Annotated in this window: 28 protein-coding genes; 18 read left to right on the forward strand and 10 right to left on the reverse strand. The window is 65.7% G+C overall.

Annotated features, from left to right (window positions below):
- Window positions 1-149: 149 nt before the first annotated feature.
- The 5 genes from yaaA (at window position 150) to BM244_RS12395 (ending at window position 5,328) form a co-directional block, all read left to right on the forward strand.
- Window positions 150-899, forward strand: coding sequence for a peroxide stress protein YaaA (yaaA, locus tag BM244_RS12375; RefSeq protein WP_093399252.1), 750 nt, complete (start codon window positions 150-152; stop codon window positions 897-899).
- Complete coding sequence (locus tag BM244_RS12380; RefSeq protein WP_093399253.1) at window positions 896-1,582, forward strand: SDR family NAD(P)-dependent oxidoreductase; 687 nt, start codon at window positions 896-898, stop codon at window positions 1,580-1,582. Before yaaA ends, BM244_RS12380 begins: the two co-directional genes overlap by 4 nt.
- A gap of 230 nt (window positions 1,583-1,812) precedes the next feature.
- Complete coding sequence (locus BM244_RS12385) at window positions 1,813-2,094, forward strand: hypothetical protein (RefSeq protein WP_093399254.1); 282 nt, start codon at window positions 1,813-1,815, stop codon at window positions 2,092-2,094.
- A gap of 121 nt (window positions 2,095-2,215) precedes the next feature.
- On the forward strand, window positions 2,216-4,981 hold the full coding sequence (gene gyrA / locus BM244_RS12390; RefSeq protein WP_093399255.1) for a DNA gyrase subunit A: 2,766 nt from the start codon (window positions 2,216-2,218) through the stop codon (window positions 4,979-4,981).
- On the forward strand, window positions 4,978-5,328 hold the full coding sequence (locus BM244_RS12395; RefSeq protein WP_093399256.1) for a DUF952 domain-containing protein: 351 nt from the start codon (window positions 4,978-4,980) through the stop codon (window positions 5,326-5,328). The genes gyrA and BM244_RS12395 overlap by 4 nt, the downstream gene beginning before the upstream one ends.
- Before the next feature lie 341 nt (window positions 5,329-5,669).
- On the opposite strand, the gene BM244_RS12400 is transcribed toward BM244_RS12395, so the two are convergent.
- Window positions 5,670-6,617, reverse strand: coding sequence for an alpha/beta fold hydrolase (locus BM244_RS12400; RefSeq protein WP_254784425.1), 948 nt, complete (start codon window positions 6,615-6,617; stop codon window positions 5,670-5,672).
- Window positions 6,618-6,909: 292 nt separating this feature from the next.
- Here BM244_RS12400 and BM244_RS23785 point away from each other — a divergent pair, with 292 nt between their 5' ends.
- From BM244_RS23785 to rfbA, 5 genes are read left to right on the forward strand one after another with little or no spacing between them, the layout of a single operon-like run.
- Window positions 6,910-7,041: a hypothetical protein gene (locus BM244_RS23785; protein ID WP_302847270.1), complete on the forward strand. Its 132-nt coding sequence runs from the start codon at window positions 6,910-6,912 to the stop codon at window positions 7,039-7,041.
- 45 nt (window positions 7,042-7,086) lie between these two features.
- Window positions 7,087-7,722, forward strand: coding sequence for a dTDP-4-dehydrorhamnose 3,5-epimerase (rfbC, locus tag BM244_RS12405; protein ID WP_368086070.1), 636 nt, complete (start codon window positions 7,087-7,089; stop codon window positions 7,720-7,722).
- Window positions 7,723-7,733: 11 nt separating this feature from the next.
- Window positions 7,734-8,789, forward strand: coding sequence for a dTDP-glucose 4,6-dehydratase (rfbB, locus tag BM244_RS12410; protein WP_093399258.1), 1,056 nt, complete (start codon window positions 7,734-7,736; stop codon window positions 8,787-8,789).
- A complete protein-coding gene (gene rfbD / locus BM244_RS12415) occupies window positions 8,786-9,697 on the forward strand; it encodes a dTDP-4-dehydrorhamnose reductase (RefSeq protein WP_175518194.1) in 912 nt (303 codons plus the stop codon). The genes rfbB and rfbD overlap by 4 nt, the downstream gene beginning before the upstream one ends.
- Entirely contained in the window at window positions 9,694-10,566 is an 873-nt protein-coding gene (gene rfbA / locus BM244_RS12420; RefSeq protein ID WP_093399259.1) for a glucose-1-phosphate thymidylyltransferase RfbA, read from the forward strand. Before rfbD ends, rfbA begins: the two co-directional genes overlap by 4 nt.
- 250 nt (window positions 10,567-10,816) lie before the next feature.
- Here the strand turns inward: rfbA and BM244_RS12425 are convergent, their stop codons facing one another.
- From BM244_RS12425 to BM244_RS12445, 5 genes are all read right to left on the reverse strand, one after another.
- Window positions 10,817-11,635 carry a pyrroline-5-carboxylate reductase family protein gene (locus tag BM244_RS12425; RefSeq protein WP_139226925.1) on the reverse strand — a complete coding sequence of 273 codons (819 nt, stop codon included), beginning with the start codon at window positions 11,633-11,635 and terminating at the stop codon, window positions 10,817-10,819.
- Entirely contained in the window at window positions 11,632-12,135 is a 504-nt protein-coding gene (locus BM244_RS12430; protein WP_093399557.1) for a type III secretion system chaperone family protein, read from the reverse strand. The genes BM244_RS12425 and BM244_RS12430 overlap by 4 nt, the downstream gene beginning before the upstream one ends.
- 100 nt (window positions 12,136-12,235) lie before the next feature.
- Window positions 12,236-12,523, reverse strand: coding sequence for an accessory factor UbiK family protein (locus BM244_RS12435; protein ID WP_093399260.1), 288 nt, complete (start codon window positions 12,521-12,523; stop codon window positions 12,236-12,238).
- A gap of 35 nt (window positions 12,524-12,558) precedes the next feature.
- Window positions 12,559-13,110, reverse strand: coding sequence for a TspO/MBR family protein (locus BM244_RS12440; protein WP_254784426.1), 552 nt, complete (start codon window positions 13,108-13,110; stop codon window positions 12,559-12,561).
- A 148-nt stretch (window positions 13,111-13,258) separates the two neighbouring features.
- Window positions 13,259-14,041 carry a TlyA family RNA methyltransferase gene (locus BM244_RS12445; protein ID WP_093399558.1) on the reverse strand — a complete coding sequence of 261 codons (783 nt, stop codon included), beginning with the start codon at window positions 14,039-14,041 and terminating at the stop codon, window positions 13,259-13,261.
- 202 nt (window positions 14,042-14,243) lie between these two features.
- On the opposite strand from BM244_RS12445, the gene BM244_RS12450 reads away from it, so the two are divergent.
- Window positions 14,244-14,927 (forward strand): RBBP9/YdeN family alpha/beta hydrolase, encoded by a 684-nt coding sequence (locus BM244_RS12450; protein ID WP_093399262.1) that lies wholly within the window; start codon window positions 14,244-14,246, stop codon window positions 14,925-14,927.
- A 147-nt stretch (window positions 14,928-15,074) separates the two neighbouring features.
- Entirely contained in the window at window positions 15,075-15,455 is a 381-nt protein-coding gene (locus tag BM244_RS12455; RefSeq protein ID WP_254784427.1) for a hypothetical protein, read from the forward strand.
- Window positions 15,456-15,517: 62 nt separating this feature from the next.
- On the opposite strand, the gene BM244_RS12460 is transcribed toward BM244_RS12455, so the two are convergent.
- The 3 genes from BM244_RS12460 to BM244_RS12470 all read right to left on the reverse strand — a co-directional run bounded on the left by BM244_RS12460 (window position 15,518) and on the right by BM244_RS12470 (window position 19,028).
- The gene (locus tag BM244_RS12460; protein ID WP_093399560.1) at window positions 15,518-16,033 is read right to left on the reverse strand and encodes a YciE/YciF ferroxidase family protein; all 516 of its coding nucleotides are present in this window, start codon (window positions 16,031-16,033) and stop codon (window positions 15,518-15,520) included.
- A 178-nt stretch (window positions 16,034-16,211) separates the two neighbouring features.
- On the reverse strand, window positions 16,212-16,685 hold the full coding sequence (locus BM244_RS12465) for an Hsp20 family protein (RefSeq protein WP_093399263.1): 474 nt from the start codon (window positions 16,683-16,685) through the stop codon (window positions 16,212-16,214).
- A 189-nt stretch (window positions 16,686-16,874) separates the two neighbouring features.
- Window positions 16,875-19,028, reverse strand: coding sequence for a histidine kinase dimerization/phosphoacceptor domain -containing protein (locus BM244_RS12470; RefSeq protein ID WP_093399264.1), 2,154 nt, complete (start codon window positions 19,026-19,028; stop codon window positions 16,875-16,877).
- Between the two features lie 160 nt (window positions 19,029-19,188).
- Between BM244_RS12470 and BM244_RS12475 the strand changes: the two genes are divergently transcribed.
- From BM244_RS12475 to BM244_RS12485, 3 genes are all read left to right on the forward strand, one after another.
- On the forward strand, window positions 19,189-19,437 hold the full coding sequence (locus tag BM244_RS12475) for a hypothetical protein (RefSeq protein WP_139226926.1): 249 nt from the start codon (window positions 19,189-19,191) through the stop codon (window positions 19,435-19,437).
- Between the two features lie 484 nt (window positions 19,438-19,921).
- Window positions 19,922-22,048, forward strand: coding sequence for a TonB-dependent siderophore receptor (locus BM244_RS12480; protein ID WP_254784428.1), 2,127 nt, complete (start codon window positions 19,922-19,924; stop codon window positions 22,046-22,048).
- Window positions 22,049-22,093: 45 nt separating this feature from the next.
- On the forward strand, window positions 22,094-22,510 hold the full coding sequence (locus tag BM244_RS12485) for an HIRAN domain-containing protein (protein WP_093399267.1): 417 nt from the start codon (window positions 22,094-22,096) through the stop codon (window positions 22,508-22,510).
- Window positions 22,511-22,558: 48 nt separating this feature from the next.
- Here BM244_RS12485 and BM244_RS12490 read toward each other — a convergent pair whose 3' ends face one another.
- Entirely contained in the window at window positions 22,559-23,317 is a 759-nt protein-coding gene (locus tag BM244_RS12490; protein ID WP_093399268.1) for a competence/damage-inducible protein A, read from the reverse strand.
- 50 nt (window positions 23,318-23,367) lie between these two features.
- On the opposite strand from BM244_RS12490, the gene map reads away from it, so the two are divergent.
- Genes map through BM244_RS12505 form a run of 3 tightly spaced genes read left to right on the forward strand, consistent with a single transcriptional unit; the run spans window position 23,368 to window position 24,764 of the window.
- Window positions 23,368-24,195, forward strand: a complete 828-nt coding sequence (map, locus tag BM244_RS12495) for a type I methionyl aminopeptidase (RefSeq protein WP_093399269.1) — start codon at window positions 23,368-23,370, stop codon at window positions 24,193-24,195.
- A gap of 52 nt (window positions 24,196-24,247) precedes the next feature.
- A complete protein-coding gene (locus BM244_RS12500; protein WP_093399270.1) occupies window positions 24,248-24,499 on the forward strand; it encodes a BrnT family toxin in 252 nt (83 codons plus the stop codon).
- Window positions 24,489-24,764, forward strand: a complete 276-nt coding sequence (locus BM244_RS12505) for a BrnA antitoxin family protein (RefSeq protein WP_093399271.1) — start codon at window positions 24,489-24,491, stop codon at window positions 24,762-24,764. The genes BM244_RS12500 and BM244_RS12505 overlap by 11 nt, the downstream gene beginning before the upstream one ends.
- Window positions 24,765-24,777 lie beyond the last annotated feature (13 nt).

Genomic DNA, 24,777 nt, shown 5'->3' on the forward strand with positions numbered 1-24,777 from the left:
TCTGCGTCGGCCCGCTTACGTAAGTGGCGCGCCGCGACGCTATATGGTCCGTGGTGCATACGTTCAAGCAAGCGGTCCGGATCCCCTGCCTGCAAATTAGCGGGTGAACGTCGATTGAACGCGCTCCCCGCCACCGCTAGATCGCGACGATGATCGCTGTCCTATCGCCCGCCAAGACGCTCGATTACGAGAGCGCACTGCCCAAGCTCGACCCGACCGCACCGCGGTTTGCCGACGAGGCGAAGACGCTAGCGCACGCCGCCGCGCACCTGACGCAGAAGAAGCTGTCGGAACTCATGCATATCTCGCCCGCGCTGGCGAAGCTGAACGCAGACCGGTTCCGCGACTTCGACACGCTGCCCGAGCGGCCGGCGATGTTCGCGTTCGCGGGCGACGTGTATACCGGGCTGGAGGCGAAGACGCTCGACGAGGCGGCGGTCGATTACGCGCAGGATCACGTGCGGATGCTGTCGGGGCTGTACGGCTTGCTCCGCCCGCTCGACCTGATGCGGCCCTACCGGCTGGAGATGGGCACGCGCTGGGCGCCGCGGAAGACGAAACTGACCGACTGGTGGGGAGACAGGATCGCCAAGCTGCTCGCCGACGATGTCGAGGCGGAGGGATCGGGCACGATCCTCAACCTCGCCAGCCAGGAATATTGGGCGGCAGCGGACGGCAAGCTGCCCAAGTCGATCCGCGTCGTGGCGATCGATTTCCGCGAAGGCGAAGCGCAGAAGTTCGTCAGCTTCCACGCGAAGAAGGCCCGCGGGATGGTCGCGCGGTGGCTGGTCGAGCACCGCGTCGACGACATCGAGGGGATCAAGGGATTCGACAGCGACGGCTATGCCTATGACGCGGCGGGCAGCAGCGACGCGCAGTTCCGGTTCGTACGCAAGTGAGCAGCGCGGTCGTCATCGGTGTGTCGGGCGGGATCGGCAAGGCGCTGGAAGAGGCGCTGATCGAGGAAGGGGCTTTCGACAAGGTCCATGGGTTCGCGCGGTCGGAGAGTGGCGATCGGCATCTCGACCTGGAGGACGAGGCTAGCATTGCGGCGGCGGCTTCGCGCGTCGGGTCGCCGACGCTGGTGATCGTCGCGACGGGGTTGCTGCACGACGGCGACAAGGGCCCCGAGAAGGCGATGCGCGAACTCGATCCGATGTGGATGGCGCGCAACTTCGCGATCAACGCGATAGGGCCGGCGCTGGTGGCGAAGCACTTCCTGCCGACGATGCCGAAAGCGGGGCGGATCGTGTTCGCCGTGCTGTCGGCGCGGGTCGGCAGCATCGGCGACAACAGGCTCGGCGGCTGGTACGGCTATCGCGCGTCGAAGGCGGCGCTGAACCAGTTGGTGAAGACGATTTCGATCGAGGACAAACGGCGGAACTCGAGCGGGATCGTCGTCGGTCTGCATCCGGGGACGGTCGACACCGGCCTGTCGAAGCCGTTCCAGGGCAACGTCACCCCCGGCAACCTGTTCAAGCCGGACCGCGCGGCGGTGCAGTTGCTCGACGTCATCGACGGCCTGCGCGCACCGGACAGCGGCAAACTGTTCGCCTGGGACGGCGTCGAGGTCACGCCCTAACTTCTGCTCCCCTCCCTGGGAGGGAGGGGTTGGGGGTGGGTCGGCCGGTTGCAGACCACGACCGCTAGCCAATGCGGAAGCCGACCCACCCCCTGCCCCTCCCTTCCAGGGAGGGGTAAGAAGTAGGCCCGCGCATGACGCGGAATTCACCTGCCCGCCATCGCGCGTTCAGGTCCCCCGGCGCAGTCTCTCCGCATCGTCCACCAAGGCCGAAACGAGAGGATACCCGCATGAAGAAGTCCCTCCCCCTCGCGATCCTCGCCGCCGCTACGCTGCTGTCCGGCACCGCAGCCGTCGCCGCGACGCAGGCGCAGACCAGCGTCAAGCCGAAGACCGTCGCGACGCACACCACCACGACCAAGACCACCACGCCGATGGGCAACACCAAGGTCGCAAAGCGCACCACGACGGTCGCCAAGGGCCGCATGGTTACCGCCAAACTCGCGAACGGCAAGACCGTCACCTACAATTGCTCGCTCGCCGGCAACAAGACCAAGACCGCCTGCAAATAACCTTCAAATTAACGATGAAACCCTTCTCCCTCGCGTGCGTACGCGTGCGCGGGGGTAGTAAGGTGCCCCCCCCTCGGCTAAGGTCTGTCATCATACCGCAACAAGCCGAAAGCGTTCAGATTTGACCGACGAGACCATACTCGCCGAACCCCAGGGCGGCGAGCCCGCCGGCATCGCCACGATCTCGATCGTCGACGAGATGAAGTCGAGCTATCTCGACTATGCGATGAGCGTCATCGTCGCGCGCGCGCTGCCCGACGTCCGCGACGGCCTGAAGCCCGTCCACCGCCGCATCTTGTACGGCGCGCACGAAAGCGGCTTCGTCGCCGGCAAGCCCTACCGCAAGTCCGCGCGCATCGTCGGTGACGTGATGGGTAAATACCATCCGCACGGCGACAGCTCGATCTACGACGCGTTGGCCCGCATGACGCAGGACTGGTCGATGCGCGTCCCGCTGATCGACGGCCAGGGCAACTTCGGCTCGATGGATCCCGATCCACCCGCGGCGATGCGCTACACCGAGGCGCGTCTCGGCAAGGTGGCGAACGCGCTGCTCGGCGATCTCGACAAGGATACCGTCGACTTCACGCCCAACTATGACGGCTCGGAGCGCGAGCCTTCGGTGTTGCCGGCGCGCTTCCCGAACCTGCTCGTCAACGGCGCTGGCGGCATCGCGGTCGGCATGGCGACCAACATCCCGCCGCACAATCTCGGCGAAGTCATCGCCGCGTGCCTCGCCTATATGGACAATGGCGCGATCACGACCGAGGAACTGTTCGAGATCGTCCCCGGTCCCGACTTCCCGACCGGCGCGATCATTCTCGGCCGTGCTGGCGCCAAGTCCGCGTACGAGACCGGCCGCGGCTCGATCATCGTCCGCTCGCGCCACATCGTCGAGGAGGGCAAGGGCGACCGTCGCTCGATCGTGCTCACCGAGATCCCGTTTCAGACCGGCAAGAACGGCCTGGTCGAGAAGATCGCCGAAGCCGCCAAGGACAAGCGGATCGAAGGCGTCAGCGACATCCGCGACGAATCGAGCCGGATGGGCGTCCGCATCGTCATCGACCTGAAGCGCGACGCGACCGTCGACGTGGTGCTCAACCAGCTCTGGCGGCACACGCCGGCGCAGTCGAGCTTCCCCGCCAACATGCTGGCGATCCGCGGCGGCCGCCCCGAGCTGCTCAACCTGCGCGACATCATCGGCGCGTTCATCACCTTCCGCGAGCAGGTCATCACCCGCCGCTCGAAGTTCGAACTCGCCAAGGCCCGCGAGCGCGCGCACCTGTTGCTCGGCCTCGTCATCGCGGTCACCAACCTCGACGAGGTCGTCAAGATCATCCGCGGCTCGTCGAGCCCCGCCGAAGCGCGCGGCAAGCTGCTCGCCCGCGAATGGCCGGTCGAGGAAATCGCGCCGTACATCGCGCTGGTCGAAGCGGTCGAGGACAAGCAGGCGGACGGCATCTACAAGCTGTCCGAACCACAGGTCCGCGCGATCCTCGATCTCCGCCTGCACCGCCTCACGCTGCTCGGCCGCGACGAGATCGGCGACGAGCTGAAGGCACTGGCCGCGACGATCGGCGAGTTGCTCCACATCCTCGGCGACCGCGCGAAGCTGTACGAAGTGATGCGCGGCGAGTTGATCGCGATCCGCGACGAATTCGCTACGCCGCGCCGCTCCGAGATCGCCGCTGCCGCCAACGGTATCGACGACGAGGACCTGATCGAGCGCGAGGACATGGTCGTCACCGTGACCATGCAGGGCTATATCAAGCGCACCAGCCTCGACACGTTCCGCGCCCAGGCGCGCGGCGGCAAGGGTCGTGCGGGCATGTCGACGAAGGACGAGGACGTCGTCACCGAACTGTTCGTCACCTCGACGCACACCCCAGTGCTGTTCTTCTCGAACCTCGGCAAGGTCTATCGCTACAAGGTCTGGCGCTTGCCCGAGGGTGGCCCTGCCACGCGTGGCCGGCCGATGATCAACCTGCTGCCGCTGGCGCCGGGCGAGACGATCTCGACCGTGCTCCCGCTGCCGGAGGATCTCAGCGAATGGAGCCGCCTGCACGTGATGTTCGCGACGCAGCGCGGCCTCGTCCGCCGCAATGCGATGGATGCGTTCACCAACGTGCCCTCGAACGGCAAGATCGCGATGCGCTTCGAGGAGGGTTCGGAGGACAAGCTGATCGGCGTCGCGCTGCTTAGCGAGCATGACGACGTGCTTCTCGCGACCAAGCTCGGCAAGGCGATCCGCTTCGCCGGCGACGACGTCCGCGAGTTCCAGAGCCGGACCTCGACCGGCGTCCGCGGTGTCACGCTGAAGGGCGACGACGAGGTCATCTCGTTGTCGGTCCTCCACCGTGTCGGCGCGACGCCCGAGGAGCGCGAGACGTACCTCAAGTTCGCACCTTGGAAGGGCGAGCGCGAGGGCGATCACGGCATGGGCGCCGACCGCTACAACGATCTCAAGGACCGCGAGCAGTTCATCCTGACGGTCTGCGAGAACGGCTATGGCAAGTTGTCGAGCGCCTATGACTATCGCCGCACGGGTCGCGGTGGCCAGGGCATCACCAACATCGATAACATCGGTCGCAATGGACCCGTCGTGGCAAGCTTTGCCGCGGCTAAGGGCCATCAGCTGATGCTGGTGACCAACCAGGCGAAACTGATCCGCACGACGCTCGCGTCGCTCCGCGTCATCAGCCGTAACTCGGCCGGCGTGAAGCTGTTCGACGTGGCGAAGGGCGAACATGTCGTCTCCGCCGCACGGATCGAGGAAACCGAGGAAGACGCCGAGATCAACCTGGCGGACGCCGTGCCGGAGGTCGCTCCCGATACCGGCGCGACGATCGGCGAGGACGACGCAGCGGGTCCGGAGGACGGCGAATGAGCCGCGATCCGATCGCCTATAAGGTGCTGACGGGGGAGCAGCTGGCAACCCTGGAGAGCGGGAGCTTTGCGGGGGCGCCGGTGGATGTGGCCGATGGTTACATCCACCTGTCGACCGCCGAGCAGCTGACGGAAACGGTCGACAAGCACTTTGCCGGCCAGTCGGACCTTCACGTCGCGGCGATCGATCTCGAAGCGCTCGGCGACGACGTGAAGTGGGAAGAGTCGCGCGGCGGGCAACTGTTCCCGCACATCTACGGCGGCCCGCTGCTGCTGGAGGTCGTGTTGTCCTACGGCCCGTTGGAGCGAGACGACGAGGGCAAGGTGAAGCTCCCCGTCGCGGGCTGACCGGTACTCAAACGCAAGCGTGTTCTCCCGCGAAGGCGGGAGCCCAGACTGGACTCCCGCCTTCGCGGGAGAACAAGGAGCGGGAGATGGCGTTCGTTGCCGTCTCCCGGACAGCTATCGGCATTGCATCAACACGCGCATCGGCAACTTCCAACGCCGCGAGTGCTTGTTGTCGAGAACGCGCTCCCCACCAAAGCACCACCCCGGCGAAGGCCGGGGCCCAGTTGGGGATGGCAGCTAACGGAGCGGAGCGCCTCGTTACATCAACCTTTCCACCTGGGCCCCGGCCTTCGCCGGGGTGGTGCTGTGTGGGTTAGGTCGATCTGTTCGACCTTGCCCCGTCACCCAGCCGCAAACGCAGCCCTTACAAACCGCGCACAAGCCTCAGGCGCGGTAATCGGGATCATATGCCCCCCCTCGATCGTGTCGATCTTAGCCCCCGGAATAACCGCCGCAGTCCGGTGCCCATTCCACGCCGGGTCAAGAATAGCATCCTGCCGCCCGAACAAGATCCGCACCGGCAAACCGATCTCCGCATACCGCCCGACCATAGCCGTCACATCGTCGTTCGCCCCGGCAAGATCCGCAGCCGCCGCCGCGATCGCGATCGGCCGCGCGGACAGCGCGCCGCCGCCCCGCGTTATGAAATCCTCCGGCACAGCCTCGGGCGCGAACACGCCTTCCAGCGTCTTCTTAGCAGTCAGCCGGCTGAGCGGCGTACCCAGCACCTGCGCGAACGCCAGACGCGCACCCGACGGAATCCGAGCGAGCCCGCGAAAACTCTCCGGCACCTGCTCCAGCGGCTGCGTCAGCGGCGCGATCAACGCCAGCGCACGCACCAGATGCGGATGGTCGAGCCCCACCGCGAGACTGAGCGCCCCCCCCAGCGAATGTCCCACCAGCAACGGCCGATCGAGCCCGAGCTTCTGGATGAAGTCGGCGATGATCGCGCCCTGCCCGATGATCCCCGGCATCGCCCCCGTCGCGGTCGAATAACCCGACCCCGGCCGATCGACGACGATCACGCGGTAGTCGTCCTTCAGCAGGTCGACGAGCGCATAGCTGAAGTTGCGCAACTGCCCGCCGAGCCCATGCACCATGACGATCGTCGGCCCGCTACCGACGTCGATATAGTGCAACCGAGCGCCCGCGACGTCGAGGAAGCGCCCTTCCGCGGGCACCAGTTCCTCGGCCTTGCGCGCGACGCGGCTCGAATAGAGCGACAGCCCGACCCCCGATACCGCCGCCAGCATCGCCCCGCCGATCAATCCCTTGCCCGTCCGCCTCATCGTGATCTCCTTCATATCTTCTGTGCGCTGAACGCCCCGCCTTGTCCAAAGTCGCAGCCGCCCGCGCAGGGAACCCGTCGCGGCCACCGAACGTCCGACCCGCGAAGGAGCGGCGCGGGTGGATCCACACGCTCGAACGATCCGGGACATGATCAAGACAAGCGCACCCGACGCCGTTCCGCCCGCCGACGATCCGCGCTGGCCGGCCGACCGTTAGCCAGGCGACGTGGTCCACAAAAGCTCGTGGATATGCATCAGCCCCTTGGTGCCCGCCCCGAAGAAAGGTCAAGCAATGCAGGCCGCGCTACGCATGGTTGCCGACGAAATGAAAGACGAGGCGGTGTTCGTCGAGTTGCGCACCGACCATGCCAACCGCGATGATGAGGAAGAATACAAGAGACGCCCGTCATACGCATCGTCGTAAACTTAAGATTATTTCAACGGAACAGATCCATAGCCCGCTCAATTCGTGATCCGTCATTTTTTTGGAGTTGGACCTTCTCCGATCACCGGTCCTATACCTGCACTTATGTTTTTGCCTCAGCTCATCCGACCTTACCGCTTCAGCGATAGCCGCGGCTGGCTTGCCGAAATCTACTCCGAGCCTGTCTTTGCAAAGCTCGGGATCGGTTGCCGTTTTGTTCAGGACAATCACTCGCGGTCGCTATCGAAGTATACGTTGCGCGGCTTGCATTTCCAGACGCCGCCGCGCGGCCAGGCCAAGCTGGTGCGGTGCGTACGGGGAGCGATCCTGGATGTCATCGTCGATGTGCGTCACGATTCGCCGACGTTCGGCGAATGGATCGGTACCGAACTATCGGCCGAAAACGGGCACCAGCTTTTCGTCCCTATCGGTTTCGCGCACGGCTTCTTGACGCTCGAGGATGATTGCGAGGTCATCTATAAGTGTTCGGACGTCTATGCGCCCGATCATGAAGGTGGGATACGCTGGAACGATCCCGCTATCGGCGCGGGCGGCATCGACTGGCGGATACCGCCCGGCATCCTGCCCGAGCTTTCGGCCAAAGATGCGATGCTGCCGCTGCTCGATGAGTTCGATAGCCCGTTTGCCTATGACGGCCGCCCCCTGGCGCCAGTCGCTTGAAGGATCGACGCATGCGCATCTTCGTGACTGGCGGGGCCGGTTTCATCGGCTCGGCGCTCGTCCGTCACCTGATCGAGAACACCGATCATGAGGTCCTGAACTTCGACAAGCTCACCTATGCCGGCACGCTGTCGACGGTCGAGCGTGTCGCCAGTTCGAATCGCTACCGCTTCGTCCAGGGCGACATCTGCGACGCAGACGCCGTCAAGGCCGCGATCGCCGAGTTCAAGCCCGGGATCGTCACGCATCTCGCAGCCGAAAGCCATGTCGACCGCTCGATCGACGGCCCCGGCGCGTTCGTCCAGGCCAACGTCGTCGGCACCTTCACGATGCTCAGCGAGGCGCGCCCCTATTGGCTCGGCCTCGATGACGAAGCGAAGGCGGCGTTCCGCTTCCATCATATCTCGACCGACGAAGTCTACGGCTCGCTCGGCGAGACCGGGCTGTTCACCGAGGATACGCCGTACGATCCGCGCTCGCCCTATTCGGCGTCGAAGGCCAGCTCGGACCACCTCGTCAGCGCCTGGGGCCACACGTTCGGTCTGCCGGTGCTGATCACCAACTGCTCGAACAATTACGGGCCGTATCACTTCCCCGAAAAGCTCATCCCGCTTATGATCGTCAAGGCGCTCGCGGGTGCCGACCTGCCGGTCTACGGCCAGGGCGACCAGGTCCGCGACTGGCTGTTCGTCGAGGATCACGTCCGCGCGCTGCACGCGGTGTTCGAAAAGAGCGAGCCCGGCCGGACCTACAATGTCGGTGGGAACAACGAGAAGCAGAACCTCGAGGTCGTGAAGACCGTCTGCGCGATCCTCGACCGGCTGCGCCCGCGCGCCGATGGCGAGTCCTACGCGGCGCAGATCACCTACGTCGCCGACCGCCCCGGCCACGACAAGCGCTATGCGATCGACGCGAGCCGGATCAAGAACGAGCTTGGCTGGGAGCCCGCCGAGACCTTCGAGACGGGTATCGAGAAGACCATCGCCTGGTATCTCGACAACCAGGGCTGGTGGGAAGCGATCGTCGCCGAACACAAGGCCGGCCAGCGCCGCGGACTTTCCGTATGAGCGACGTGAAGCGGATCCTCGTCACCGGCGGTAACGGCCAGCTAGGTACCGAGCTGAAGCGGTATGCGTGGCCCGATGGCTGGGCGGTCACCGCGGTCGACATCGACGAGCTCGACCTGCGCGACACCGCCGCAATCACCACGATGGTCGCGTCACAACCTTGGGCAGCTGTGATCTCCGCCGGCGCCTACACCGCGGTCGACAAGGCCGAGAGCAACGTCGTCACCGCCTGGGCCGTCAATGCGATGGCGCCCGCGGCGTTCGCGGAAAGCTGTGCGAAGGCCGGCATCCCGATCGTTCAGGTCTCCACAGACTATGTCTTCGACGGCGCGCGCGATGGGGCGTGGGAGGTGACCGATCCGGTTGCCCCGCTCGGTGTCTACGGTGCGTCGAAGCTTGGGGGTGAACTCGCGGTTCGCACGTCGGGCGCCCGCCACGCCATCGTCCGCACCGCCTGGGTGGTCAGCGCGCACGGCAACAACTTCATCAAGACGATGCTCCGCGTCGGCGCAACCAACCCGACCCTGCGCGTGGTCGACGACCAGCACGGCAGCCCGACATCGGCAACCGATCTCGCAGCCGCGCTGACGACGATCACGATGCGTCTCGTCGACGATCCGGCAGCACCGACCGGCACCTATCATTTCAGCAACGCCGGTGCGGTGACCTGGGCAGGCTTCGCCCGCGAGATCTTCGCACAGAGCGCCGCACGCGGCGGGGCCAGTGCCGAAGTACAGGGCATCACCACCGCGGAATACCCGACGCCGGCGACGCGGCCGGCCAATTCGCTGCTCAGCCACGACGCGATCACCCGCGACTACGGCATCCATCCGCCGGCGTGGCAGACCGCGCTCGGCCCCATCCTCGATGAACTACTCGGGGCACCCGACAAGGAGACACGCGCGTGAAGGGCATCATTCTGGCTGGCGGTTCGGGCACGCGCCTCCATCCGGCCACGCTGGCGGTCAACAAGCAGCTGCTGCCGGTCTACGACAAGCCGATGATCTACTACCCGCTGTCGGTGCTCATGCTCGCCGGCATCCGCGACATCCTGATCATCTCGAGCCCAGAGTTCATCGGCAATTACGAGAACCTGTTCGGTGACGGCTCGGCGCTCGGCTTGACCATCGCCTACGCCGAACAGCCCAACCCCGACGGCCTCGCCCAGGCGTTCACGATCGGCGCGGACTTCATCGGCAACGACAATGTCGCGCTGGTGCTCGGCGACAACATCTTCTTCGGCGCGCATATGACCGGCCTGCTGGCGAGTGCAGTCGAACGCAAGAGCGGCGCGACGGTGTTTTCCTACCGCGTCGAGGATCCCCAGCGCTATGGCGTGGTCGAGTTCGGCGAAGGCGGCAAGGCGATCAGCCTCGAGGAGAAGCCCGAGAAGCCCAAGTCGAACCACGCCATAACCGGCTTGTACTTCTACGATAATCGCGTCGTCCAGTTCGCCCGTACCCTAAAGCCGTCCCTGCGAAACGAACTCGAGATTACCGACATCAACCGGCTCTACATGGACGCCGGCGATCTGGTCGTCGAACAGATGGGCCGGGGCTATGCCTGGCTCGACACGGGCACGCATGACAGTCTGCTTGAGGCGGCGGAGTTCGTGCGCACCATTCAGAACCGTCAGGGTATCCAGGTAGCGTGCCTTGAGGAGATCGCTTTCGTCCAGGGCTTCATAACCGCCGATCAGGCGCGAGCGGCCGGCGAGCGCTTCAAGAAGACCGCGTATGGCCGCGCAATCTTGAACGCGGTGAACGAAGGCCGATAGTGGAACATGGTGTGACGTCATGGCGGGCAAAGACGTCGGTCTGAAGAGATGGCTGACGTGGCCGTAGAGGCATCACCATCATCCTCTCGTCGAACATCGGCGACGATGGTGGCGCTGCAGCGTACGCCTCGACTTCATGAGTGTTCTAGGATTTCGCGCGGCTCGTAATCGTCGCGGCACACATCAGCGAACAGCGCGGTATCGGCCTTGCCGCAAATCCCCGCCGTCCCAGCCGAACCCGAAAATCGATCTAGCGCGCCGCGGCCGCCATTTCGGCGTTGCGACGTTCCGAAGCAGCCAACGTCGCGGTCAGCAGCGTCACCAGCGCCTCGTCCTGGTCGAGCACGTTCAGGCCTTCGCGGGTCGACCCACCGGGACTGGCGACGCGGTCCGCCAGCACGGCGGGCGAGACGTCGGCATCGGCAGCCATGATCGCCGATCCTTCGAGCGTGGCGATCGCAAGACGCGCCGCCTGGTCCGCTGGCAGCCCGAGCGCGGCACCCGCCTTGGCAAGCGCGTCGGCAAATCTAAACACAAATCCGGGGCCACAGCCTGCCAGCGCCGTGACCGCATCGAAATGCGCTTCGTCGGCGATCCATTCGAAATGACCGAGCGGGGTTGCGAAGGCTTCTGCCGCGGCGATCGCCTCGCGCGACGCGCCGACCGTGTAGAGCGACGTCACCCCCCTGCCGATCGCGACCGGGAGGTTGGGCATCGCGCGGACGATCGTGTCGGCCGCGAACCGCTGGCTCAGCGCCGCATGATCGACACCGGCCAGGATCGACAGGAGCAGCCTCGGAGCCCCTCGAAGCGGCGCCAGCAACGCCTGCGCGGCGTCGATCTGCTGGGGCTTGAGCGCGAGCATCAGCGTTGCCGGGGCATCCTCGTCGGGCAGCGCGATCAACGAGCGGACGCCTTCGGGCGCCCCCTGCCCGCTCCGCGTGATCACCGTGACACGTGCGGGGTCAAGCCCGCCGGCGATCCAGCGGCGCAGCATCGCGCCGCCCATGTTGCCGCACCCGATCAGCCACAATGGACCTTGCGGAAAGCCGATTGGCGGGAGGCTCATGCCTCGCCGTGCGTTTCGATCAAGGCTGCGGCGATTGCTTCCTTGGGGCTCTTTCCGCCCCACAGCACGAACTGAAACACCGGATAGAAGCGCTCGCATTCCTCGATTGCCGATTCGACCAGCAGTTCGGCAGCTTCGAGCGACATGGTTCCGTCGTCGCCGCCATCGACCATCGCCGCATGGCGGAACAGCAATATGCCGCTCGACGACCAGAGTTCGAAATGGCCGATCCACAGCTGTTCGTTGACCAGGCCGATCGTCTCGTACACCGCCTGACGCCGCTCGTCCGGCACCTTGATGTCGGGAAAAGCGAGGAATTGCAGGACGCTATCGTCTTCGCGCCACAGCGCGCGCAATTCGTAGGTCGCCCAGCTTCCCTTGACGGTCGCGACGATCTCGTCGTCGTGACGCTCATGCTCCCAGCCATGCGCAGCGTAATAGCTTTCGAGCATGTCGATCGGGGCGGCATCTTCGTGGTCGTGGTCGGCGTGTTCAAGCATCATAGGGTCCTGGCGGTCCTTATCGCACGACAAAGGGTGCCGAGGCAAAAACGCCCCGACAACCCCATCGGCCCCAATTCTGCGGAAAACTGTGGAAAAGTCAGTCGACCGACGCCCCGAGCGGTGCATTTACGGTCGACTGCGCCGCGAACTTCGCGTCGAGTGCATCGAGACGAGCCTTTAACGCATCGTTCTCGTCGCGTGCGGCGGCTGCCATTGCCTTGACCGCGTCGAACTCTTCCCGACTGACGAAGTCGAGCCCGCCAAGCCACTCGCGCGCGCGGTCGCGCGCACCGGAACCGGCTTCGCGTCCAACGCCCGCAAGCGTACCGGCCGCACCGTTCAAGACCTTGACGATATCGTCGAACACGCGGTTTTCGGACTGCATTGCTTCAAAACCCCATTATCGCAGTATCTGCTGCGTCACAGCATCTGGGATGTATGCGGCGCTGGTGCAAGGCTTTCGGCGTTCGGGTTCAACTGCCCGATGCTGAAGGCGAGCACGCCGGCAAAGCTGATCCAGACCATATACGGCACCATCAGCCACGCTGCCGCCGGCCGGATGCGCGCGAATACCACGGTAGCTGCGATCGACAAGGCCAGCATGGCGACGATCACCAGCACCGACGCCCCGATCCTGTGCGCGCCGAAGAACATCGGCGTCCAGGAGAGGTTGAGCACGAACTGCCCGACGAACAGCGCGACGGCGATCCCGCGCGACCGTGCGCCGCGTGCGTTGAGGATCATCGCAAGTGCCAGCCCGATCATGATATAGAGCGTCGTCCAGACGACCGGGAACACCCAGCCCAGCGGGTTCAGCGCAGGTTTGGCGAGCGCCATGTACCAGGCGTTCTCGCTGCCAACCGCGACCGATCGGCCGGAGACGAAGCCGAGCAGCAGGATCAGGGGCACGGTCACGACCGCCCAGCGGAGGAACGACATCCTCAACTGGCCCTTCGAAGCGATACCGCCCACACACGTCCTTCCGTCTTTACGCGGGCTCGTCCTGGCGCGCATTTTGCGATCGGTAAACCGTGCGTGCGCGATAATCGTTCCGCTAGTGGTTCATTCCGGTACGGCGGGACTTGACGACGGCGATGGGGAAGCATGGCCTTCCGCGCGGTCAGGACTCGGCGGGCATTTCGGAGACCGATCGATCGGGCACCGGCATATCACCGTGCAAAGCCGCGATCAGGAACTCGACATTGCCCTCGGGGCCGGTAATCGGGCTTTCGACCACGCCGACCACGCGCCAGCCCTGCCCCGTCAGCCACGCGGCAACCTCGTCGCAGACCCGCTGGTGGATCGCGGGATCGCGGACCACGCCACCCTTGCCCACTTCCTCGCGTCCCGCCTCGAACTGCGGCTTCACCAGCGCCATCAGCCGCGCATCGGGCTTGGCAAAGGTCATCGGCCGCTCGAGCACCTTCGCCAATCCGATGAAGCTCGCATCGCACACGATCAGGTCGATCGGCTCGGGAATGTGCGCGGGCGTGAGGATACGGGCGCTGGTCTGTTCGTGGACGACGACGCGCTCGTCCTGGCGGATCGACCAGGCGAGTTGGTTGGTGCCGCTGTCGACCGCGTACACCTTGGTCGCGCCGTTCTTCAGCAGCACGTCGGTGAAGCCGCCGGTCGAGGAGCCGACGTCGATCGCGACGGCGCCGCTCACGTCCCAGCCGAAATGCGCCAGGCCATGTGCGAGCTTGATCCCGCCGCGCGAAACCCAGGGATGATCGCGGCCGCGCACGTCGAGCGACACGTCGTCGGCGAGCGTCTGGCCCGGCTTGTCGACCTTCTTCGTGCCCGCGAACACCAGGCCCGCCATGATCAGCGCCTGCGCGCGCGTCCGCGACTCGACCAGCCCCCTGTCGACCAGCATCTGGTCCGCCCGAGTCTTCACCATGCGCGTATCCTTGCCATGACCGCGCGTATCGGCGTCCCGTCCGGCCACCGCAAGCTGCCTTCCTTTCGCCGCAATGCCATTGCCCACTCGATCGGTAGGATTATCTTCAACGGTGGAGAGCGTGGCCGCACGGCGTCCCCTAGAGCGTCGTTCGGCTACGCTCCCCGCCCCGAAGAACGGGGTCCGGAGAAGGAGAAGCGCTGTGGGTAGTTTCGCACCGTATGATTCCGTCCAGCCGACCATCCTGACCGTGCCGGGTCTCGGCGGATCGGGCCCTTCGCACTGGCAAACGCTATGGGAGGAGGCGCGCCCCGACACGGTCCGCGTCGAACTCGGCATGTGGAACACGCCGCACCGCAATGCGTGGGTCACGCGGCTCGACGAGGCGATCCGCAGGGCCGACGCGCCGGTGATCCTCGCCGCGCACAGCCTGGGTTGCCTGGCCGTCGCCTGGTGGGCCGAACTGAGCCCGCAACCCTATGGCTGGCCGGTTGCCGGAGCCTTGCTGGTGGCGCCCGCGGACGTCGATCGCGGCGGTGCGCAGGCCGAACTCAAGGGCTTCTCGCCGACGCCGCGCACGCCCCTGCCGTTCCCGTCGATCGTGGTGGCAAGCAGCGACGACCCCTGGGTCACGCCCGAGCGCGCGCACAGCATGGCCGCCGACTGGGGCAGTCACTTCGTCGACGCCGGCCCGCAGGGGCATCTGAATGCCGCGAGCGGGATCGGCTGGTGGCGCGAGGGCCAGGATCTGCTCGAGCGCGTCATCGCGGCGAGTGGCGATGGCCGCGGCCAGGCACTGCCCCCCAGCAAGGCGCGCTCGATCCTCGCGGTGAGTGCCACCGATGCCGCGCACACGCATTATCTGGGCGGCCAAAGCGCTCCATGATCGACGCTTTTCGGTGCGCGCACGACCTCCGGTAACCCAGATTACATTGATCGAAGTCTGCACGTTTCGCGCGGACATATCGGCCGATCCGCTTCGTTGACGAGCGCCAACACAGGCAGCCCATCACAGGCAAGCGGAGAGAATGAAATGGCCGTCAAATTCGCCGGAACGATGAACGCAATCAATCGTGGTCTCGACGCGACCAAGCCGACCAAGGGCGCGGACATGGTCGAGGACTGGGAGGCCGCACTGGCCGAGATCGATACGCCGGGCGCAAAGGGCATTCTTCGCGATCTCGCGTCGCTGCGCAAGCAACTGGAAAAGGGTGAGCCCGACGCCGACCGCGTCCATGCGCTGCTCCACCGCCTGGGCGCCGCGACGACGAAGATCGCCGACAAGGCCGACAAGTCGCAGGACAAGCTGAAGGCGCTCGGCGAAGCGCTGACCGAAGCCGGCGAAGACGCACCGGACGAAGAGGACGACGTCGAGGCCGCCGCCAGCCCGAAGCGTGCGCGCAAGAAGGCCTGATACGAAACGGGCCGGCATCGCGACGATGCCGGCCCGCTCTTTTTACCAAGGAGGTCGGGCGGTTACGCCGTGACCGCCTCGGCCTTCGGATTGATCGCCGATGTCGCCATCGCGGTCAGCTTGTCGTCGGTCGCGTATTCCTCGTCGAGCGTCTGCTTCAGGATCGCCGCGATCTCCGACCGTCCCAGCTGGTCGGCCCACGCGATCAGCGTGCCGTAGCGCGTGATCTCGTAATGCTCGACCGCCTGCGCCGACGCGATCAGCGCGGCATCGAGCACTGCCTTGTCCTCGATCTCGCCCGCGACCTCGTTGGCCTCCTTGATGATCCCGTCGATCGCGGGACACGTCACGGCCTTCGCCTTTTCGCCCAGCAGCGTGAAGATCTGCTCGAGGCGAGCGATCTGGCCTTCGGTTTCACGCAGGTGCGTTTCGAAGCCTTGCTTCAGCGCCGGTGCGGTTGCCTTGTCGATCATCTTCGGCAGCGCCTTGGTGATCTGGTTCTCGGCATAATACACGTCCTGCAACTGGTGCAGGAACAGGTCGTCGAACGTCACGATGTCTTTTGAAAACAAGCCCATGATGGTTTCCCTCGTGTGATGTGACTTCGCGTAAGTGGGTCCGAGGCCGAGCGCCTCGAGCCGCATGAACGCGTCGTCCGTGGTGGAAGTTTCGCGTCGCGCCGTCGCCAATGCCTCGCGCAAACATACCGGTGCCGCCGGCCGATGACGGCGGCGGCACCGGGTCCTGGATCATGGGTTACGCGACGTCGCGGTCGGCGTCCGGGGCGGAAATCCGATCATTGGCGGCCGACCCGGAAATCTCGATCCGCCGCGGCTTCATAGCTTCGGGGATTTCGCGCTTCAGGCCGATCGTGAGCAGCCCGTTGTCGAACCGAGCAGCCTGAACCTGCACGAAATCGGCCAGCTGGAAGCGGCGTTCGAACGCGCGCGTGGCGATGCCGCGGTGCAGGAACCGCGCTTCGTCGCGGTCGTCGGGACGGCGCCCGCTGACGGTCAGCTGGTTGTTCTGCGCGACGATCTCGATGTCGTCCGGACGGAAGCCCGCGACCGCCAGCGTGATCCGATAGCTGTCCTCGCTCTCGCGCTCGATGTCGAACGGCGGATACCCTTCCGCGGCCTCGGTCCGGGCGGTGCTTTCGAGCAGGTCGAACAGCCGATCGAAACCGACCGTCGAGCGGCGATAGGGAGCGAAATCGAAGTTGGTCCTCATAGTCAAATCCTCCTCATGAGCAATCTGAGCACGAGGAACACCGGACACGGAGCCGGTGCCCTCAGATGTCACCGGACCGAAAGATCGCGTCCGGCGGCGGCAAGATGGTTTGCCCGGAACGGTCATCAAGAGGGGCTGGATTGATTTTTTTGCATCCTCGATCGGCATGAACCAGGCGGCGCCGATATCCTACGCGCCGACGATCGGCGCCGATATCGTGATGCGCAGCCCAGGCCGGTTGTCGGCCTCTTCCATCGTCCCCGCGAGCCGCGTTACCAGTGCCGCGAGCATCCGCGAGCCGAACCCCTCGCGCTTGCCGGACTTGCCGCTGCCATTGTCGGCGACCACCAGCATCAGCCGTGCGCGGTTCTGATGCAGCGTGATCATGACCGGCCCCGGTTCCCCGTCATATGCGTATTTGTTGGCGTTGATGAGCAGTTCGGTGAGGATCAACCCGAGGTGCACGGCGCGCTCGGTCGGCATCAGCACCGGCGTCAGTTCCAGCTGGATCTGCCCATCCCATGCCGGGCCCATCGTCGATCCGATCTCCGTGCAGAGATCGCCGATATAGCGCGCCAGATCGATCGCCTGCAGATGCTCGTCGGAATGCAGCCGCCGATGCACCATCGCCACCGCGGAGAGGCGGCGCTGCGCCTCGGTCAGCTGCGCCGTCAGCGTCGCATTGCCGACCTCGCGGCTTTGCAGCCCGAGGAACGCCGAGACGAGTTGCAGGCTGTTCTGCACCCGGTGATGGACCTCCTTGATGAGATAGTCCTTCTGCAACAACAGGCTCTCGTTATCGGCGATCGTCGCGGTCAGCGCGTGGTTGACCTCGAACAGCCGGCGATGCTGGCGTGCGTCGAACAGGGTCTGCGACAAACGCCCCGCCGCCTCGATCTCGTGGACCTTCCAAGGCGCCGACCGGCCCTGCACGGCCTCGCTCCAGATCGCGAACGATGCGCGCGGCGTCAGCGGCACGTCGGGAGCACCGGCATGCGCCTTGTGCGGATTGCCCGCCCAGTTGACCACCTGGACCTGCTCGGCGCGAAACCACAGCAAGATCGTCGGGTCGTCGGTCGGCATCGTCACCGCGAGCACGCCGCTCGCCAAATCGCGGCACGCGATCGCAGGCGGAAAATGCTCGGACAACCGGTCGCTCGAGAACGGCAGCACGCGCGCGGCTTCACCGACATGCCCGGCGATGCGGCGGACGTCCTCCGCGGACGGTGCACGACCGGCGACGAAGATATCGTCCCCCCGCACCGCGGCGAAGCTGTCCGCGACCATCATCCGGCAAATCTCGTCCCCCGTGTCGGCCAGGAAGCCGGTCAGCCCGGTGTCGCTGCCGAGCCCGTTGACGATCGCGTCCTCCGCGGTGCGCAGGCGAATGCGTTCGCGGTAGAGTTCGGCGTCCTCCTTGGCGCGGATCTGGCGGGCGAGACTGCCGGCCAGCGCCCGACACGTCATGCGGACGTGCAGCGGCAACAGCCGGGGTACGGAATGATGGCAGGCGATCAGGCCCCACAGCATGCCGTCGCGCACGATCGAGACCGAGGCGGAGGCGGCGACGTCCATGTTGGCGAGATAATGAAGGTGGATCGGCGAGACGCTCCGCAGCGAGATGTCGCTCATGTCGAGCGTCGGTGCGCCGACCGGGCGAAGCGGTGCCGGTTCGTACCCGACGTCCGGTATCACGCGGACCCGGTTGCGGACGTACAGGGCGCGGGCCTGCCGGGGGATGTCGGACGCGGGGAAATGCTGGTTGAGGAAGGTCCGCTGCGCAGGATCGCGATCCTCCGCGACGACGACGCCCGCATCGTCGTCGAGAAACCGGTACACCATCACCCGGTCAAACCCGGTCAATCGGCGAAACGTCTCTGCGGCTCGCTCGCACAATTGCAGCAGCCCGAATGCCTGCTCGAACGCGGTCGCCGCCTCCTCCATCGCGAACAGCATGTCGATCGACGACGGCATCACGGCCGGTGCCGGCTCCAGTTCGACGACGATCGCGGTCGACGATCGGCGGGCGACGGCATCGAAGCGAGCGTGCGTACCCGTAACGGACGACAGCGCGATCGTCGTTTGGCCGGGCCGCGCATCGAGCAACGCCGACACGGACTGGCCAAGCAGGTCGTCGAGCTTTGCGCCGAGCCACGCGGGGTCGAGCGCCCCCTCGATATCGCCCGCGCCTGCGACGATGGTCAGCGTACCGGGATCGGCGACGAGGACCATGCCGTGCGGCTGGATCGAACCGGGGACGTGTATCGGCTCGCGATCGCAGGACGTCAGGTCCAGCGGATCAGGCGGTCCGCGTTGCGTTTCGAAGGTAACGGGACCGAGCATATGGAGTAATCCAGCCAGAGGCGTCGAGTGGCGCGCAAAAGCCTGTCGTTACGCCAGCGACACAACAGCGATCGGCGACACAAAGTCAACGACATGGATTAAGCCAGCCAGTCCGCTGGACTGCTAGGATATGACGAAACAGGGACAGGGAACGACGATCATGGACTTTCCGTGGAAAGATCAGGCAACGCTTGTAAGGATTACCGCCGGACAGTCTTTCGATGGCTATGCGGGCGAAATCTTGTTCGAGGGAACTTTGCTTGCGATGGCCCGCAAGGTCCGCGACATGAAACGCGACCAGCGCAAGGGCCTGAGGATTTCTTTACCCGATCGCCACGTCCGGCCCAATTCCTTTCAGGACGAAGCCTTGTCGTCGCTGATCGAGGCGATGCCCTTCGCCGCACGCTGAATACCGTGCGGCGAGGCGAGGCGGCAGAGGCGAAACTAAGGTTCGACCGCTTCGTCGTGCCTTCGCCTCGAACGCCAACGAAGATCGAGCTAGGGTAGATACGCGCTAGTGCAACGCTGCACGTCGCGCAGGCGCGGCCGCAGGGCGCCGATCTATCGTCGGATCGATCCGCTCGGCCATGCCTCCGGCGTTTGCAGTCCGGCACCAACGCACAACACCCAACGCAACGTCCACGCTTTGCAGCAGACGCTGCAACCGCGTGTCGGCCGACTTGCCCGAGGGCGCGGGGCCCCTCCGTAATCCGTTGCACCCGCCCCACCCCCGCGCCTTTTGCAACATGAAAAGATTTTAATGAAATGTTGTATCATTGCATACTACGGGACTAGGGAGGCGCGTCCGGGGGATCAACACCATGCACGCAGCCGATCATCGACTATCATCGCGTCCGCCCGCCGCAGGTTTGCGGTGTCGCATAGCCAGTTTGGTGGGCGCTACCGCGACGCCCGTCGTCGTGGCCCTGACGATCGGCACCTTGGTGACGCCCGCCATCGGGCAGATCGCGCCGGCCTCTTCGTCAGTAGCGAAGAAGCCAGCCGCCACGCCGACCGCGGTCGAGATCACCGACAACCCCGGTGATATCGTCGTTCTCGGCACAAGTTCGGCGCGCGATGCATCGCTGGGGTCGGACAGGATCACCCGGCGGATGTCACAATCGAGCCGCTCGCTGGAGCGAGACCTGATCGTCGCCAACGGGACCTACCGGCTTTCGGACGCGCTCGAACTGTTCAGCGGGATCAGCCAGCAGAACAACCGTGGCGGCTTTCTCGACAATTTCGCGATCCGCGGGTTCCTTGGCACGCCCGACGGCGGCGCCGAATATTATGTCGACGGGTTTCTCGGCAATCGCGGCCTTGCGCCGCCGCGCGACCCTGCCACGACCGAGCGTATCGAGGTGCTGAAGGGGCCGGCGGGTGCGGTATTCGGCGACATCGATCCGGGCGGTCGCGTCAACATCGTGTCGAAGACGCCGCGCTTTACCCCGCATGCGGAGGCGACGCTGCTCTACGGATCGTTCGACACGCGGCGCGGCGAACTGGACGTCACCGGGCCATTGTCCGCGACGATCGCGGGCCGGATCGTGGTCGCCGCCGAGGACAGCGATGGCTATCGCGATTTCGTCGGCCTGTCCCGCCGAGTCGTCTCGCCTTCGCTGACCTGGCAACCGCGGGTGGGGACGCGGATCACCGCGCTGGCCGAATATACGCGGTTCGATTCGGCGTTCGACCGCGGCGTGCCCGCAGTCTCCGGCAACGCGCTCGCGGTACCGCGCGACCGGTTCTTCGGCGAACCCGGCGATGGCGACCACCGCATGCGCAACACCCGCCTGCAATTGACCGGCGATCAGGCGCTGGGCGGCGAATGGTCGCTGAACGGCGGCGTCGCGTGGCGCCACAGCACGCTGCGCGGCTTCTCCAGCGACCAGTCGCGGTTGCTGGCCGACCAGCGGACGCTGTGGCGGCAACGGCGCGAGCGCGACTATGCGGCGACCGACCTGTCGGCGCGGATCGAGCTTGCTGGCCAGTTCGAGGCGCTGGGGGTCCATCACCCGAGCCTCGGCGTGAAAGGCTATACGCTCGACTACCACGAAGGCCTGCGTCGCCGGAACCCGACCGCGGCGTTCCCCTATGCGATCGACGTCGAGAACCCGGTCTATGGCGGCACCGCGCAACCGTTGCTGCCGTTCCTCGACCAGCGCGAGAAACGGCGTGTCGTGACGCTGTATGCGCAGGATATGTGGGATCTCGACGATCGGCTGACGCTGACCGGTGGCGTGCGCTTCGATGCCTATCGCCAGCAATTGCACCGCAACCTGACCGGAGTGACGGCACCGGCGGTGACGGGCGAGCCGGTGAAGTTCCGCGTCGGCGCGCGCTACCGAGTGACGGACGGCATCGCGCTCCATGCCAATTGGGCCGAGTCGTTCCTGCTCAATTCGGGGACGGGGCGGACCGGCGATCCGTTCGGCCCGGAAAGCGCCAAGGGCTATGAACTCGGCATTGCGGGGCATTGGCGGGGCCTCGATGTCGCCGCGACCGTCTTCGATATCGAGAAGCGCGGCATCCTGACCAACGACCCGGTCGACCCCAATTTCAACGCGCCGGTCGGGTCGTTGACCAGTCGCGGCGTCGAACTCGACCTGTCCGCCACGCTCGTCCGCCATTGGCAGGTCGTCGCCAACTATGCCTATATCGATGCGCGGGCGGACGACGCGACCTTCGCGACGCCGGACGTGCTGAACGTCGCGAAGCATTCGGGCACGCTGCTCGTCGTCGGACGCTATCGGACCGGGTGGGGTACGCAGTGGTCGATCAGCGGCGGTGCGACCCATGTCGGCAACCGCGCCGGCGCGATCGACACCAGTGGACTCCGCCTTCCCGCCTACACGAAGGCGAAGCTTGCCGGCGAGATCGGGGTGACGCCGGCGCTGACGCTGCGGCTCGAAGCCGACAATCTGTTCGACGTGCACTATGCCATGAGTTCGTACAGCCCGGTCTGGATCTTCCCCGGCGCGCCGCGGACGGTGCGCGTATCGGCGCGCATGGCCTTGTGACTGCCCCGCGCTTTGGATCCGCGCTCGTCGGGTCTATCGTGCGGCATGGACGAATTGACGCTCAGCGTGGTCGGCATCGACTTCCCCAACACGGACCGGAGCAAGAGCAACCGCCGCATGGAACTGCTGCTCTGCGCGCCCGGCGAACCCGTCGACCTCCGCCGCGAGCCGAAGAACCCGCACGACGCCAACGCCGTCGCCGTGTTCAGCGGACGCGGCGTGCAGATGGGCTACCTCTCCGCCGAGCGCGCGCCGTTGATCGGCCGGCGCATGCAGCAGGAAGAGCATGTCGCGGTGTTCCAGGCGCTGGTCGGCACCATGGCCTATATCCGCATCCGCTTCGGCGGCGGCGCGCCGACCCTGCCCGATCCAGACGCCCCCGCGCCGGCAAGGTCTCGCCCGGCTACGTTCGACCCCGACGCCTTCTACCCCGACCCCGAGGGCCCCGAATGGGGCGCCTGACCAGACTCGTATAATCCTCCCCCTGGCGGGGGAGGATATCTGCACGCGTCAGATCGCCTGCGCGCTGACCGTCCGCCCGGTCGCCTCAAGATCGCGCGTCAGGTCGGCGAGGCACCGATCGACCAGCGCCTCGTCCGAACTCCGCACGACGAAATTCGCGCCCGTCTTGCCATCGCGAAAGAACGGATAGCTGCCGATCGCGACGCCCTCATGCGCCTTCTCGGCGTCGCGCAGGATATCCGCGACCTCGCTCTCGGCCACCCAGCACCCGATCGTCTTCGAGACCACCGGGCGCCCGCCCTCCAGCGTGCCCGTCAACGCGTCGAGCATCCCCGCGGTAATGTGCGGCACGCCCGCCATGATGAAGATGTTGCCGATCCGGATCCCCGGCGCGCCCGACACCTTGTTGTCGATCAGGTCCGCCCCGACCGGCACCCGCGCCATCCGCGCCCGCGCTTCGGTCAGCCCGCCGCGCGTCGCGTAATACGCTTCCAGCACCGCCATCGCGCGCGGATGATGCTCGACCGCGACGCCCAGCGCCTCGGCGATCGCATCCACGGTGATGTCGTCGTGAGTCGGCCCGATCCCGCCAGTCGTGAACAAATAATCGTTGCGTTCGCGCAAAATGTTGACCGCCTCGACGATCGCCTCGGTCTTGTCGGCGACCACGCGCACCTCGGCGAGGCGTATGCCCTGCACGTTGAGCCAGGCCGCGATCTGCGCGACGTTCTTGTCCTGCGTGCGGCCCGACAGGATCTCGTCGCCGATGATCGTCAGCGCGGCCGTCCAGATGCGTTCCTCTACCATGCCCTCGCATAGCCTCGCAAAACCGCGCCCGCCACGCTATATCGTGCGTCATGACCGAATATGTAACCGTCACCTCGGACCAGCCCGACGCGCGCACCGGCGCCATCAAGCTGCACGGCCCCGCCGCATTCGCCGGCATGATGAAGGCAGGGCAGCTCGCCGCCGAAACGCTCGACATGATCGTCCCGCACATGGTGCCGGGCGTGACCACCGCCGAGATCGACCGGCTGATCTACGACTTCATCGTGGCCGGCGGCGGCGTCCCCGCGACGCTCGGCTATCGCGGCTACACGCACAGCGTCTGCATCTCGATCAACCATGTCGTCTGCCACGGCATCCCGAGCGAAAAGACGCTGAAATCGGGCGATATCGTCAACGTCGACGTCACGCCCTTGCTCGACGGCTGGCACGGCGACACGAGCCGCATGTACCTGATCGGCGACGTACCCATCAAGGCGCGCCGCCTCGTCGAAGTCACCTACGAATGCCTGATGATCGGCATCGAGCACGCCAAGCCCGGCAACCGCATGGGCGACGTCGCCAACGCGATCCAGCGCCATGCCGAGAAGCACCGCTACGGCGTAGTCCGCGATTTCTGCGGTCACGGCGTCGGCCGCCTGTTCCACGACGCCCCCGAAGTCGTCCATGTCGGCAAGCCCGGCACCGGCCCCGAGCTTCGCCCCGGCATGATCTTCACGATCGAGCCGATGATCAACATCGGCCGCCCCGACGTGAAGCTGCTCGACGATGGCTGGACGGCCGTGACCCGCGACCGCTCGCTGTCCGCGCAGTTCGAGCATTCGATCGGGATTACCGAGACGGGTTGCGACATCTTTACGCTGAGCCCCAAGGGCTACACGCAGCCGCCGTACGTGTGACCGCCGGTTCGGCGGACTTGCATTTCGAATAAAGCGTATCTACAAATAATTCGTGGATACCGAGTTCGATCCGGTCAAGGACGAAGCGAACATTGCCAAGCATGGCATATCGCTCACCCGCGCGGTCGAACTTGCTGGCGTCATAATCGTCGAGGACACGCGGTTCGCGGAAGATCGCTACCGCTTGTACGGCACGATCGACGGTATCCCTCACTGCGCGGCGGTGACGATACGCGGTACAGCCGTCCGCGTAATCAACCTGCGCCGCGCCCATGCGAAGGAGTTACGCCGTCATGGCTGGTGATACCCCGGAAATCGTATTCGACGATGACAATCCCGAATGGACCGAAGCCGATTTCGCGCGGGCCCGGCCGATCGCAGACTTCCCGGAATTGGCAGCGGCCTTTCCGAACGGCAGCAAATCGCGCGGCCGGCCAAAGGGCTCCATCACCTCTGGCAAGTCTCTCGTCTCCCTGCGGCTCGACAACGACGTGCTTGAAAGGTTTCGCGCGAGCGGACCCGGCTGGCAGTCGCGGATCAACGAAACGTTGCGCGCCGCCAAGCCATAAGCGGGGTAATTAC

The sequence above is a fragment of the Sphingomonas sp. OK281 genome, from assembly GCF_900115295.1.
Lineage (GTDB): Bacteria > Pseudomonadota > Alphaproteobacteria > Sphingomonadales > Sphingomonadaceae > Sphingomonas.